Source organism: Roseomonas sp. TAS13, from assembly GCF_001950415.1.
In the GTDB taxonomy this organism is placed as follows: domain Bacteria; phylum Pseudomonadota; class Alphaproteobacteria; order Acetobacterales; family Acetobacteraceae; genus Roseomonas; species Roseomonas mucosa.
In genome coordinates this window covers 1-12,846 of record NZ_BDLP01000014.1, presented here as the reverse complement: position 1 = coordinate 12,846, position 12,846 = coordinate 1, and the positions used below count along the sequence as shown (strand labels likewise).

13 protein-coding genes are annotated in these 12,846 nt (G+C 70.5%); 7 read left to right on the top strand and 6 right to left on the bottom strand.

Annotated features, from left to right (window positions below; translation table 11 throughout):
• Positions 1-38: 38 nt before the first annotated feature.
• Positions 39-1,388 carry a YsnF/AvaK domain-containing protein gene (locus ROTAS13_RS02530; protein WP_252571168.1) on the top strand — a complete coding sequence of 450 codons (1,350 nt, stop codon included), beginning with the start codon at positions 39-41 and terminating at the stop codon, positions 1,386-1,388.
• 230 nt (positions 1,389-1,618) lie between these two features.
• Here ROTAS13_RS02530 and ROTAS13_RS02525 read toward each other — a convergent pair whose 3' ends face one another.
• From ROTAS13_RS02525 to ROTAS13_RS02510, 4 genes are all read right to left on the bottom strand, one after another.
• Positions 1,619-2,272: a phosphoribosyltransferase gene (locus tag ROTAS13_RS02525; protein ID WP_075821464.1), complete on the bottom strand. Its 654-nt coding sequence runs from the start codon at positions 2,270-2,272 to the stop codon at positions 1,619-1,621.
• A 382-nt stretch (positions 2,273-2,654) separates the two neighbouring features.
• Positions 2,655-3,590: an alpha/beta fold hydrolase gene (locus ROTAS13_RS02520; protein WP_079253248.1), complete on the bottom strand. Its 936-nt coding sequence runs from the start codon at positions 3,588-3,590 to the stop codon at positions 2,655-2,657.
• A gap of 96 nt (positions 3,591-3,686) precedes the next feature.
• Positions 3,687-4,160 carry a septal ring lytic transglycosylase RlpA family protein gene (locus ROTAS13_RS02515; protein WP_171979019.1) on the bottom strand — a complete coding sequence of 158 codons (474 nt, stop codon included), beginning with the start codon at positions 4,158-4,160 and terminating at the stop codon, positions 3,687-3,689.
• A gap of 203 nt (positions 4,161-4,363) precedes the next feature.
• Entirely contained in the window at positions 4,364-5,437 is a 1,074-nt protein-coding gene (locus ROTAS13_RS02510) for an aspartate-semialdehyde dehydrogenase (RefSeq protein ID WP_075821462.1), read from the bottom strand.
• A 383-nt stretch (positions 5,438-5,820) separates the two neighbouring features.
• Here ROTAS13_RS02510 and ROTAS13_RS02505 point away from each other — a divergent pair, with 383 nt between their 5' ends.
• From ROTAS13_RS02505 to ROTAS13_RS02490, 4 genes are all read left to right on the top strand, one after another.
• A complete protein-coding gene (locus ROTAS13_RS02505; protein WP_075821461.1) occupies positions 5,821-6,177 on the top strand; it encodes a RidA family protein in 357 nt (118 codons plus the stop codon).
• A 181-nt stretch (positions 6,178-6,358) separates the two neighbouring features.
• Positions 6,359-7,369, top strand: coding sequence for an NAD-dependent epimerase/dehydratase family protein (locus ROTAS13_RS02500; protein ID WP_019459709.1), 1,011 nt, complete (start codon positions 6,359-6,361; stop codon positions 7,367-7,369).
• A 12-nt stretch (positions 7,370-7,381) separates the two neighbouring features.
• Positions 7,382-8,527, top strand: a complete 1,146-nt coding sequence (locus ROTAS13_RS02495; protein WP_075821460.1) for a DegT/DnrJ/EryC1/StrS aminotransferase family protein — start codon at positions 7,382-7,384, stop codon at positions 8,525-8,527.
• A 142-nt stretch (positions 8,528-8,669) separates the two neighbouring features.
• Positions 8,670-9,878 (top strand): acyltransferase, encoded by a 1,209-nt coding sequence (locus ROTAS13_RS02490; RefSeq protein ID WP_075821459.1) that lies wholly within the window; start codon positions 8,670-8,672, stop codon positions 9,876-9,878.
• A gap of 80 nt (positions 9,879-9,958) precedes the next feature.
• Here the strand turns inward: ROTAS13_RS02490 and ROTAS13_RS02485 are convergent, their stop codons facing one another.
• Positions 9,959-10,630, bottom strand: a complete 672-nt coding sequence (locus tag ROTAS13_RS02485; protein WP_075821458.1) for a carbonic anhydrase — start codon at positions 10,628-10,630, stop codon at positions 9,959-9,961.
• Between the two features lie 371 nt (positions 10,631-11,001).
• Between ROTAS13_RS02485 and ROTAS13_RS02480 the strand changes: the two genes are divergently transcribed.
• A complete protein-coding gene (locus tag ROTAS13_RS02480) occupies positions 11,002-11,454 on the top strand; it encodes a hypothetical protein (protein ID WP_075821457.1) in 453 nt (150 codons plus the stop codon).
• Between the two features lie 79 nt (positions 11,455-11,533).
• Here ROTAS13_RS02480 and serB read toward each other — a convergent pair whose 3' ends face one another.
• A complete protein-coding gene (serB, locus tag ROTAS13_RS02475; protein WP_075821476.1) occupies positions 11,534-12,448 on the bottom strand; it encodes a phosphoserine phosphatase SerB in 915 nt (304 codons plus the stop codon).
• On the opposite strand from serB, the gene ROTAS13_RS02470 reads away from it, so the two are divergent.
• On the top strand, positions 12,447-12,846 hold a 400-nt coding region (locus tag ROTAS13_RS02470), incomplete at its 3' end, for a tRNA (adenosine(37)-N6)-dimethylallyltransferase (RefSeq protein ID WP_371329171.1). The genes serB and ROTAS13_RS02470 overlap by 2 nt on opposite strands.

The following is a 12,846-nucleotide window of genomic DNA, read 5'->3' as shown; positions in this document are numbered from 1 at the left end:
GGGCAGGCGTTAGGGCAGCAGTCCCGAGGGAGACCACGATGTCCGGCAAGGAACCGGAGACAGTGGCTGTACCCGTCGCTGAAGAAACTCTCATTGTCACCAAGCAGGACGTTGAGACAGCGCGTGTACGCGTGTCGCTGAAGACGGAAACGTTGCAAGACGTGGTCCGGGAAACCTTGCGCGGCCGCCGCGTGGAGGTGGAGCGGGTCCCGATTGGGCGGGAAGTGGACCACATGCTCGAAAGCAGGGTGGAGGGCGATGTCCTCGTCATTCCTGTCGTCGAGGAAATCCTTGTGGTCGAGAAACGGCTGGTCCTCAAGGAGGAGGTCCGGCTCCGCTATGTGAGTACGACGGAAGCCCTGGAATACCCTCTGACGCGCCGCAGCCAGTCGGCGACGATCGAACGGGTTGAGGCCGGTGAAGCCGACCACGCCCGGAGCGCTTTGCAGGACCCAACACCGACACCAGCAGACGAAGGAAAACCCAGCATGACACGCATCCTTACCGGCCTGTTCGACACCCGCCAGGAAGCCGACGCGGTCGTCGAACATCTGCTCCAGCATGATGGCATCGACCGCAGCCATGTCAGGGTCTACGCGGTCGACGCGGACACCGCGTCAGACTACCGCCCGACGGACGACAAGGGTTTCTGGGCATCCCTGAAGGATCTCTTCGTCCCCGACGAGGAGCGGGCGACCTATACCGAGGGCCTGCGGCGGGGCGGCGTGGTCGTCTCGGCGGAAGTACCGGAACAGCTTCTGGATCATGCCTCCGATGTCTTCGAGAGCCATGGCGCCGTCGACCTGGATGCCCGGGAGGCGGAGTGGCGGAACCAGGGCTGGAGCGACACCACCCATGGCCTGACAACGGGCGACACCACGACCTCGCTCCCGCAGTCCCCCACTGCTCCGGGGACCATGGGCACGATGCCAGCCGCCATGCCTTCGGCGGACACTGCCAGCGCGGTGGGGACCACTCGGGACAATGGCGAGGAAGTCATCCCGATCGTCGAGGAGCAGATCCGCATCGGTAAGCGTGACACGGAGCATGGGCGTGTCCGCGTCCGTTCCTATGTCGTCGAGACGCCGGTCAGCGAGGATGTGACCTTGCGCGAGGAACACGTCGACGTGCAGCGCCGCCCGGTGGACCGGCCGGTTTCCGATGCCGACCGCATGTTCGAGGAGCGCACGATCGAGGCAACCGAGCATGGCGAGGAGGCCGTCGTCGCCAAGGAGGCGCGGGTGAAGGAAGAGGTGGTCATCCGCAAGAGCGCGACGGAGCACACGGAGACGGTGAAGGATACGGTCCGCCACACGGAGGTGGACGTGGACGACAGCAGGACACCGGCTTCCACCACCCCCACCACGCCGCCGCGCAACCCCATCTAGCGCTGGTGTTCCCGGCCGACTGCCGGCCGGTGGACGAAGCCTGAAGAGGGGCCGGGGCATAGGCTCCGGCCCGGATTGAACGGAAGGGGCAGATCAGGGATCTGCCCCTTGTCGCATGTCCTTGGTTCCTGCCGCCGGTGCCTGATGGTTTTCCCGCTAAACCGGTTTCCTCGCCTGGTGCGGCAGGGGCTCCGCACAGCGGGCGATCAGCGCCTCCGTTTCCTGCTCCGTCATGGCTCCGCCTCCCGGTGCGTGCGGCGTAGCAGGTCGATGACCTCCGCATCCTCCGTCTGCGTGAAATCCTCGTAGAAGCGGCCGACCGCCCCCAGCACATGCGGCTGCATCAGGACCACGGCCTCGTCGCAGAGGGGTTCCAGCGCGGTGACCACCTCGGGCGGGGCAACAGGCACCGCTATGATGCGGCGCCGGGCTCCCGAAGCCTGCAGCGATTGCAGGGCCACCCGCATCGTGGCCCCGGTGGCGATGCCGTCATCCACCAGGATGACGCTGCGGTCGCGGATGATGGGCAGGGAGTGGCCTGGTGCGTAGATGGCGCGTCGGCGGGCGATTTCGGTGAGCTGCCCAGCGAGGATGCGGCCGATCTCCGCGTCGGACACGCCGAGTTCGTGCCGGACATCCTCGTTGATCACACGCCCTGGCGGATTGCCGTCGGTAACGGCGCCCAGTGCCAACTCCGGAAATCCCGGCGCCGGGAGCTTCCGGACCATGAGCAGGTCCAGCGGTGCGCCCAATGCCTGCGCCACTTCATAGCCCACCGGTACCCCGCCGCGCGGCAGGGCGAGCACGAGTGGCTGTGGCAAGTCCAGCGCATGCAGCCGGACCGCCAATTGCCGTCCGGCATCCCGCCGGTCGCGGAAAACCATGGAGAGGTCTCCAGCGGCGCCACGTGCCGCGATGGCCGCTGGTGGCTACATGGTGACAGGCGGGACCTGAGGCGATGGACCCGGCGGCGGGGTGATATCCGGGCCAGGGCCGGGATTCGGCCCGTCGGGCTCCGGCGGCATGGGCGGCGCGGGCTCCTCGGGCGGCAGGGGAGGAATGGGCGTGCCGGGCGGCAGGCCGGGTTCGGGGATGGGGTTGCCGCCGGGCTGCGGGCCGGGGCTCGATGCGATCGGGGACATGGCGATCCTCCCTTTGCGACGATGCAGCGGCTGGCGCGCGGGCGACGGCCGCTCTCCCGCAAACAACGCCCCGCCGCGTCGCCCCGTTGCCATGGCGGTTCGCCCAGGAGCGGGGAGTGGAGCGCTAACGGTCAGCCGCGATGGACGGGGACGGCAGAAAGGCCAGGAGCTCCCGCAGCGTATCGTCCGGGCATTCCTCCTGCGGCGTATGGCCGCAGTCCAGCGGCCGTCCCCGCACGTCGAGCGCCTTCTCGCGCCAGGTCTCCAGCACCTCATAGAGCGCGCCGACCGTGCCGCGCCCGCCCCAGAGCGCCAGCAGCGGCGCCCGGATGCGGCTCCCGGCATCGGCGGCATCGTGCTCCAGGTCGATGCCGGCCGCGGCGCGGTAGTCCTCGCAGATGGCGTGGATGGTGGCCGGGTCGCGGTAGGGGCGGAGGTATTCCTGGATCACCGCCTCCGGCGTGGCGCCGGGGATCTTCACCTGCCCCTCGATATGCCTGCGCAGGAAGAACTCCGGATCGGCACCGATCATGCGCTCCGGCAACGGGTAAGGCTGGATCAGGAAGAACCACCAGAAATAGCGGGTGGCGAATGCCTTGTCCGTGCGGGCGTACATCGTGGCGGTGGGCGCGATGTCGAGGACGGCGATGCGCTCCACAGCCTCGGCATGGTCCAGCGCCATGCGGTGCGCGACCCGCCCGCCCCGGTCATGCCCGACCACGGCGAAGCGCCGATGCCCCAGGGCGCGCATCACAGCCACCTGGTCCGCCGCCATGGCGCGCTTGCTGTAGTTCGCGTGCCGCTCGCCCCCCGCCGGCTTGCCGGAATCGCCATAGCCGCGCAGGTCGGTGGCGACCACGGCATAGCCCGCCTTGGCGAGTGCGGGGCCGACATGGCGCCACGTCACCAGCGTTTGCGGATGGCCATGCAGCAGTAGCACCGGAAAGCCCGTGCCGCGCGTGGCAGTGCGGATGCGTAGCCCGGGCGGCACATGCGGCGTTCCGGGCGGGATCTCCACATCCTCGATGCGGAAGCCGGGCATCCATCGGGCGTCGGTCATGGCGCGGCACCTCCTTGCGGCACGATCCTCGGCCCGGAGCGGCGGGGTGTCACCTCCCTTGGCTCAGCGGACCACGGGCTCAGCGGGCCATGCGGCTCAGCGGACTGGCGTCACATAGGCCTTGCGCCCGGACAGGCCGCTGCCCTGGCCGATGCGGATACCGCCATCGGCCTGCGGCACGGCCAGGGGCGCGACCTCCACCCGGATGACGCTGCTGCCCCGCATGCCGAGCTGCCGCGCCACCATGGGGCTGACATTGAGGATGCGGTCGCCCCGGCGCGGGAACCGGTCACGCACCGCGACGATCGTGCTGCGGCGGTTGCGCAGGTTGGTGACGCGGGCGGTGGCGCCGAGCGGCAGGTCGCTGCTCGCCACGCTGTTGGACTTGGGATCGAAGCGCGCGCCGCTGGCCATGCGGCGCCCGGCGAGGTTCGGCGCGAAGACCGAGGCCTCGCCCCGGTGGATTGCGCCCGAGCGATCAGGGGCGGGGAGCATGCCCTCCGGCATGGCCGTCTGCGCCGAGGCCGGCAGAGCGGCAAGCAGCAGCAGCAGCAGTGCCGCTGCGGGCACCAGGGATCGCCGCCGCCCGGAAGGGGACGGACGCCAGCTCCACATCGTCAGGACTCCGGAATTGTACGAAGTCCGGAATGCTATGGCGCGGCGGAAAGGTCGAGGGAGCAGGCGGCACTCTCCGCCCGCCTCACCCGATCGGGAACTCCGATGAGCACCAGGAGGGAGGCGGAGGGGCCAGGGCCCTTCCGCCTCCGGCCCCGTCAGGCACGGCGCAGCAAGCGCTCGGCGATCTGCACGGCATTCAGGGCGGCGCCCTTCAGGAGCTGGTCGCCTGCCACGAAGAGGGCCAGGGTGCGGCCGGACGGGTCGCCCAGGTCGCGGCGGATGCGGCCGACCAGCACGTCGTCCTGTCCCGAGGCCTCGGAGGGCATCGGGAAGTGGTTGCGGGCGCGGTCGTCCACCAGCTTCAGCCCCGGCGCCCCGGCGAGCAGGGCGCGGGCTTCCTCCGGCGTCACCACCTCGCCGAACTCGACATGCAGCGCCATGGCATGGGCGCGCAGCACCGGCACGCGGATGCAGGTGATGCCGACCGGCAGGTCCGGCGTGCCGAGGATGCGGCGGGTTTCCGCCACGACCTTCTGCTCCTCGCCGTTGTAGCCGCTCTCCTCGTCCATCTCCGCATTGTGGCTGAAGAGGTTGAAGGCATAGGGGTGCGGCAGGACCTTGGGCTCGAAACCCTCGCCACGCAGATAGGCGGCGGTGGACTGGCGCAGCTCCTCCATCGCCGCGGCGCCGGCGCCCGAGGCGGCCTGGTAGGTCGCGGCGGTCAGGCGGCGGATCGGATGGGCGCGGTGAAGCGGGGCGAGCGCCACGGTGGCGATGGCGGCGACGCAATTCGGGTTGGCGATGATGCCGGCATGGCTCACCATGCTCTCCGCATTCACCTCAGGCACCACCAGCGGCACGTCGGCGCGCATGCGGAAAGCGGAGGAATTGTCCACCACCACCGCGCCGGCCTGGACCGCGACGGGGGCGTACTGCTTGGAGACGCCGCTGCCGGCAGAGAAGAGGGCGATGTCCACGCCCTGGAAGCTGTCGGGGCCGAGCGCCTCGATCACCAGATCCTGGCCCCGGAAGCGCATCTTCTGGCCGGCGGAACGGGGGGAAGCCAGCAGCTTCAGCGAGGCGACGGGGAAGTTCCGCGCCTCCAGGCAGTTCAGCAGCTCGACGCCGACGGCACCGGTGGCGCCGACGATGGCCACCACGGGCGCGCGGAGATCCGCGGGTCGGTCCGGGGCGCTGCTCGGCGCTTCGAGGGAAAGGTCCAGGCTCATGGGGTTCTGGTCTCTGTGTGGAGGCCAGCGGGCGGGAGCCTGTTTCGGGGCCCCGCCGCTGCCGGCGGGGTCCTCGGGGGTTCTGCTATGCCGCCGCGATCGCCGCGCGCACGCCCGAGGACGCCCCGCCGGGGGACGTCTCTTTGGTCGTAATGCGCTTGAGCGAGGTCATGGGCACGGCATGGACGCTACGGAGGCGATACGGGACTGTCCACCGGAAAAGCCATGTGTCCCTTGCGGAGCAGGGCAGCCCGGCAACGGCCTCGCCGCCCCCGGTGGTCAAGGTCGGGTGTGACCCGGCCATGAATTCGCGCCATGGGGGCTGGCGCGCCGGCGCGTCCCGCGCATGCTGGGGGCGCCATTCATGCCGGGAGCACGCCACCATGACCATCCGACGCCTGGCCGAGGAAGCCCGCCTGTCCGGCGCCACCATCGGCGGCGGGCTGATCTTTCTGGCGGGACAGGTGGCGGACGATGCCGCGCTCGATGCCGAGGGGCAGACCGCCGACATCCTGGCGCAGATCGATGCGCTGCTGGCCGAGGCCGGGACCGACAAGCGGGCACTGCTGTCCATCACCGTGGTGCTGGCGGACATCGCCGATGCCCCGGCCATGAACCGGGCCTGGGACCGCTGGCTCGACCCGGCGGCCAAGCCGGCGCGCATGACGATCCAGGCGCCGCTGGTCGATCCGCGGTGGAAGGTGGAGATCACCGGCGTCGCCCTGGCGCCGGCCACCTGACGCTTCCGGTTCGGCGGCGGCTCCTTTCGCTCCGGGCCGCCCCAATCATGCCAGGACCCTGCCAACACCTCGCCATGGGGTGGGAGAAGGATCGCCAAGACATGCCGCTTCGCCGCCATCCCGCCGGGCCTCATCCGGCCGTCCTGCCACGCCGCCGGGCGAGGCCCTGGCCATGAGCGCCATGGACCCCTGGCGCGGCCGGCGCGCCGTGGTGACCGGCGGAGCCGGTTTCCTGGGTGCCAGTCTCTGCCATGCCCTGTCCGCTGCGGGGGCGGAAGTCCTGGCCATCGACGCGATGCTGCCCGGGATGGGCGCGCATCCAGGCAACCTGGAGGGAAGCGGCGCCCGGCTGCTGCGAGGCGATCTGCGCGATCCGGCGCTGGACCTGGAGGGCGCCCTGCGCGGGGCGGACGCGCTGTTCAACTGCGCTGCCCAGACCTCCCATGCCGGCAGCATGAACGAGCCGCTGCCGGACCTGGAGATCAACGCCACGGCGCAGCTCCGCCTGATCGAGACGCTGCGCCAGACCGCGCCCCGGGCCGTGGTGGTGCACGCCTCGACCCGCCAGTTCTACGGCCGCCCGCAATATCTGCCGGTGGACGAGAAGCACCCGATCGTGCCGCCCGACGCCAACGGTGTCTCCAAGTTCGCCGGCGAGCAGTACTGGCTGCTGGAAAGCCGCGTGCGGGGGCGGCCGGCCGCCTCGCTGCGCCTGACCAACTGCTACGGCCCGCGCCTGCGCATCCGCGATGCGCGACAGACCTTCCTCGGCATCTGGATCCGCCGGGTGCTGGAGGGCGAGCCCTTCGAGGTCTGGGGTGGCGAGCAGCTGCGCGACCTCGCCTATGCCGAGGACGTGGTGGCGGCCTTCCTGGCGGCGGCGGAGACCCTGCTGGGACCGGCGCCGGAGCGTTGCGCCGGGCGGGCCTTCAACCTCGGCGGCGACGCCCCGGTCTCGCTGCTCCGGCTGGCGGAGCTTCTGGTGGACGCCGCCGGGCAGGGGAGCTACGAGATCCGCTCCTTTCCGCCCGACCGGGCGGCCATCGATATCGGGTCCTACCATGCCGACGACCGCGCGTTCCGGGAAGCGACGGGCTGGGCCCCGCGTGTGCCCCTGGCCGAAGGGCTGCGCCGCAGCGTCGAATGGTTCCGGCCGCGCCTCGCCGACTACGTCCAACCTGATCGCATCTGAGGAAGACCCCGGATGAACGTGCCCGACCTCCTGGTTCCGCAGGCCGATCCCGGCGCCGGCTACCGCGCGCAGAAGGCGGAGATCGACGCGGCGGTGATGCGCGCGCTCGAATCCGGCTGGTACATCCTGGGGCAGGAGGGCAAGGGCTTCGAGAGCGAGTTCGCTACCTGGCTCGGGCGCGGGCAGGGCGCGGCGCAGCATGCGATCGGCTGCGCCAACGGCACCGACGCGCTGGCGCTGATTCTGCGCGGCCTGGGCATCGGCGAGGGCTGCACCGTCGCCACCGTGTCGCACACCGCCGTCGCCACCGTGGCGGCGATCGAGATGGCCGGCGCGACGCCGCTGCTGCTCGATATCGACCCCGACACCTACACCATGGATGCGGACGAGCTGGTGGCCGTGCTGGAGGAGCCGCCGCCTGGCCTGCCGCCGATCCGTGCCGCCATCGCCGTGCATCTCTATGGACAGGCCTGCGACCTCGCCCCGATGCTGGAAGCCTGCCGCGCCGCCGGCGTGGTGCTGATCGAGGACTGTGCCCAGGCCCATGGCGCGACGCTGGGCGGGCGCCGGCTGGGCACGATCGGGGACGCCGCGGCCTTCAGCCTCTATCCCACCAAGAATCTCGGGGCGCTGGGCGATGGGGGCGTGATCGCCACCGCCGATCCGCAGCTCGCCGAGAAGATCGGGGCGATCCGGCAGTATGGCTGGCGCTCCCGCTACGTCTCCGACCTCGCGGGCGTGAACTCCCGGCTGGACGAGGTGCAGGCCGCCATCCTGCGCGCGCGCCTGCCGCGGCTGGACGCCGGCAATGCCCGCCGGCGGGAGATCGCCGGGGCCTATGACGCGGCGCTGGAAGGCGGCTCGCTGACACCGCCGCTGCGGCGCGAGGGTGCCACGCATGTCTTCCACCAGTATGTGCTGCGAAGCGCGGAGCGCGACCTGCTGCAGGGCCGGCTGCGGGCGCAGGGGATCGGCACGGGCATCCATTATCCCGTGCCCGTGCATCTGCAACCCGCCTATCGCGGCCGCATCGCCCTGGGCCCGGCACGCTGCGCCGAGACCGAGGCCACGGCGCGCGAGGTGCTGAGCCTGCCGATGTTTCCGGAGCTCACCGATGCACAGGTCGAGCGCGTCTGCGGCGCGCTGCGGGATCTTTGACCGTCCGCCGGGCCCCCGGCGGAGGGCAGGCCTCCGCCGGGCATGACTCTCTTGTAATGTATCAAAAACTGTAGATCCGCTCCATATCTGGATATTGTCTTCGCGACGGAAACGCCGCACCGGATAGGAACGGGGGGAAGGAATGCCGCAGGGGGGAACGGGACGGCGCTTCGTCGTCCTCGACAGCTGGCGCGGGATCTGCGCGCTGATGGTCGCGCTCTTCCACTTCACGGTGCGCGGGCACTACGTGGCCTCGTCCTTCGGCGCCCACGCCTTCCTTTTCGTCGATTTCTTCTTCGTGCTGAGCGGCTTCGTCATGGCCCAGGCCTATGGCGCGCGGCTGGACGGCCCGGCCTCGGCGCGGGACTTCCTGATCCGGCGCATCGGCCGCGTCTGGCCCTTGCATGTCTTCGTGCTGCTGGCACTGATCGGACTGGAACTGGTGAAGCTCCGGCTGTCCCATGGTGCCGAGGGGGTGGAGAACGCCGCCTTCACCGGCCGGACGGCGGCCTCGCTGATCCTGCCCAATGCTTTGCTGGTGCATTCCCTGGGCTTCCTGCGGATCGATGCCTGGAACATCCCGAGCTGGTCCATCAGCGTGGAGATGGCGGCCTATCTGGCTTTCGCCGCCGGGATGCTGGGTTTCCGCCGCGCCTTCACCGGCTTCGCCATCGCGATGGTGGTGGGCTCGATGGCCGTGCTGCTGGCCTTCACGCCACGGGACCTGAACGTCTCCTATGATTTCGGCCTGTTCCGCTGCCTCGGAGGGTTCTTTCTGGGCTGCCTGGCCCATGCAGCCTGGAGCCGTTGGGAGGCACCACCCCTGGCGCCGCGCCTCCACGACGCCCTGGAGATCGGGGCGGTGGTGCTGATGGCCGTCTTCCTGGTCTTCGCCCAGGACACCCTGGCCTTCCTGGCGGCACCGTTCTTCGCCCTGCTCGTCTGCCTCTTCGCCGGGGAACATGGCGTGGTGTCGCGGCTGCTGCGCAGCGCGCCGCTGGTGCTGCTGGGGGTGCTGTCCTACTCGATCTACCTCGTGCATTTCCCGGTCTTCGATGCCACGGCCAAAGCACTCTCAGTGCTTCAGAACCGGACGGACCTTTCCCTGCTCGGCACCTGGCGGACGGCGGATGGGCGCGTGCTGGTCGGGCTCGATTTCGGCAACCCTTGGCTGATGGACCTCGTTTCCGCCGGGCTGCTGGTTGTGACGGTACTGCTGGCCCTGCTGACCTATCGCCTGGTGGAGATGCCGGGACGGCGCTTCTTCGCCCGGCTGGTGGCGGGGCAGGGCGGACGGGCGGCCCCGGCGATCGCACCGGAAGAACGGCCCGTCCCGGGGCAGGCGGCCTGAAGCGGTTTCCGGCGCCGGCAACCGCCCCGGCCGCCCACGGAGGAGCCGGATAGTCCCCTTGGCCGACCTTCCGGTCGGGCCTATGCCACGCGGCGTTCCGCGGCCGTCACGGCCACGGGCATCTCCGCTCCCTCGGCGACCTCCACGAACCGCTCCTCCTTCCCATCCAGAGCGAGCAGGCCGCCGGTCTCCAGGTCGAAGAACCACCCATGCAGCGTCATCTCGCCCCGGGCCAGGCGGGCGGCGACGGAAGCATGGGTACGCAGGTGGTTGAGCTGCAAGGCCACGTTCTCCATGGCCAGGGCGCGAGCCGCCGCCTTGCTTTCCAGATCCGGATAGGACTCGCAGACGACGCAGCGTGCCGCATCGGCATGGCGCAGCCAGGCCTGCACGTTCGGCATGGTCTTCAGGGAATCCGGCTGCAACAGGGCCTTCATGGCCCCGCAGTCGGAATGGCCACAGATGACGATGTCGCGCACGCCCAGCACCACGACTGCATACTCGATCGAGGCGGAAACCCCGCCGGTGAACTGTGCCGTGGGCGGCACGATGTTCCCGGCGTTGCGGCAGACGAAGATCTCGCCCGGGCCGGACTGCATGATCTCCTCCGGGATCACGCGGCTGTCGGCACAGGAGATCACCAGGGCCTTCGGCTGCTGCCCGTTCTGCGCCAAATGACGGTAGAGGTCGCCGCGGCGCGGGAAAACCTCGGTGCGGAAGCGTGAGGCGCTGCTGATCACGGAACTCTGCATCGGAAGGCTCCTGTTGCGAGGAGGAACATGAACGCACGCATGAGCATTTCGTCATGTCCGATGCGGCCCACTGGGCCAGGAGTTACCGCGCTGCAACATAGATTTCCCGTGAGGCCGGGCGGACAGGAGGAAAAACCCATCTCGTCAGCCGCTTGGCCCGGCCCGCACCGGAATGGCGGAAGCCGGTCCGGATGGCCCGGGCGGACGGGCAACACTTCGTTTCGCCGGTGCTGCAAGGCGTGGTGAAACCGTGCCTTCACCCGCCTCCGGACCGGGAAATTCCACGAAGCCCCATGCAGGGCGTGGTGTTGACTGGGCCGATTGTTCTCCAGGCGAGGATAAGGAACACGATCCGTACATGCTTCGCGACCTTGGCCCTGGGCCTGGCCATCGGGACTGGCCCAGCCTTCCTGCCCACGCTGGCACAGGCGCAGGTTCCGACCAGCCAGTTCAGCCCGGGCTCCACGCCCCTGAACGACAGCCGCTCCAATCGTGGTGCCCCGGACGTGGCGCCCAACCCGAACGAGCCGGTCAGCCGGGCCACGCGCGGCGCGACACCGCGCGATGACAGCCGCAGCGCGGACAATGCACGGGGCGGGCCGGGCACCGGCCCCGTGCGGCCCCGCTCCATGCAAGGTGGGAGGCAGTCGCGGCATCAGGCCGGGTCAGGCTCACCCATGGCGGATGCCTCGCAACCGACCGGCGTGGTGATCGGCGGACCCGATGCCCGCCGGAGCACCAGCAACACGAACGGGGCCTTCCTGGGCGGCGGCGGCGTCTTCGAGCGCGCGCCGGATGGCAGCCTGCGCCAGGTGATGCGGTAGGCACCCGTCCCGTTCCGGCATTTCCCGCACGGGCGGCGGGTGCCGGGACGATGCCCCCGCGCGCAGCGGGGGAGGGAGGTCAGCCCTCGTCCGGCAGGATCTCCGTGGCCTTGTAGCCCTGGGCATAGAGCACGGCGCGCAAGTCGCCATGTTCCACCCGGGCCCGCGCCGCCGCCGCGACCACCGGCTTGGCGTGGTAGGCCACGCCGAGCCCCGCCGCGCCGATCATCGCGAGGTCGTTGGCACCGTCGCCCACCGCCAGCGTCTCGGCCATGGAGAGGCCGTTCTCGCTGGCGAGGCGGGTGAGGATGGTGAGCTTCGCATCCCGGTCGAACACCGGTTCCTCGACCCTGCCGAGCAGGTGCCGGCCGTCATCGAGCAGGATATTGGCGTGATGCGTGGTGAAGCCGCAGAGCGTCGCGACGCGGGCGGTGAACCAGGTGAAGCCGCCGGAGGCCAGCGCGCAGTGCGCCCCGTTCGCCACCATGGTCCGGACCAGGGCGCGCGCCCCCGGCATGAGATGCGTCTTGGCCCAGGTGGCCTCCAGCGCCTCGACCGGCAGCCCCTGCAGCAGCGCCACGCGCTCCCGCAGGGAGGTGGCGAAGTCGATCTCGCCATTCATGCTGCGCTTCGTAATGGCGGCGACCTTCTCGCCCATGCCCGCATAGGCGGCCAGCTCGTCCAGCGTCTCGCTGGTGACGATGGTGCTGTCCATGTCGGCGACGAGCAGGCGCTTGCGCCGCCCTTCCGCCGGCTGGGCGATGGCATCGACCGGGCGCTCCACCAGCGCCGCGCGGGCGGCGGCCGAGGCCTGGTCCGGCGCGATGCCGGAGAAGGGGAGGTCCACCGCCTCCCGCTCCGCCAGCCATTCGGGACGCCCGGTTTCCGCGCCGAGCGCGCGCAGCGCATCGGCCATGGCGGGCAGGAGCGAGGGGGATAGCGCCGCTTCCGCCACGGAAGCGGGGGCTGCGATCAGGGTCAGGACATGCGACATGCTGGCGGGACCATATTTCACCACCTGGGCCCAGGCCATCCCGATGCGGCAACCACCCCTCCTGCTGATCGCCGGCCCGACCGCCAGCGGCAAGTCGGCCCTCGCCCTCGCCATCGCCCGGCAGGTCGGCGGCGCGGTGCTGAATGCGGATAGCATGCAGGTCTATCGCGACCTCCGCATCCTCACCGCCCGCCCGGCGCCGGAGGAGGAGGCCCAGGCGCCCCACCGCCTCTACGGCATCCGCGACGCGGCGGAGGCAGCCAGCGCCGCCTGGTGGCGGGGCGAGGCGGAGCGCGCCATCGCGGAGGTCGCGGCGGCGGGGCTCGTGCCGATCCTCTGCGGCGGGACCGGTCTGTATTTCCAGGCCCTGCTGCGGGGGCTGGCGCCGGTGCCACGGG